The organism is Pseudomonas sp. SIMBA_041, from assembly GCF_046535095.1.
In the GTDB taxonomy this organism is placed as follows: Bacteria; Pseudomonadota; Gammaproteobacteria; order Pseudomonadales; family Pseudomonadaceae; genus Aquipseudomonas; species Aquipseudomonas mucoides.
In genome coordinates this window covers 1-269 of sequence record NZ_JAWRXJ010000344.1, presented here as the reverse complement: position 1 = coordinate 269, position 269 = coordinate 1, and the positions used below count along the sequence as shown (strand labels likewise).

General features: G+C 58.7%; 1 pseudogene. It reads right to left on the bottom strand.

What is annotated here, in order from left to right:
• Positions 1-269, bottom strand: a pseudogene (locus SB725_RS31420) (hypothetical protein); the annotation flags it as partial.

The following is a 269-nucleotide window of genomic DNA, read 5'->3' as shown; positions in this document are numbered from 1 at the left end:
ACACTGGCAAGGATCGTATTGTCATCGACGACCATCGACACCAGCCCGCCCTGGGAATCACTGAGGCGGCGCTTGTACACCGCATCTACATCCAGCAGGTAGTCGGCACTGTCCTTGGTGGTGGCGTAGCGATTGGCATTGCCCAACTGCCGGATCAACTCCATGCCCAGTTGCTGGCGCAACTTGTCCTCGGGCAGAAAACGCTCGCTCTCGCCGACCAACTGCAGGTTGAAGGTGTCGATCCAGTAAGTCGCGTTGGCGGGAATCTG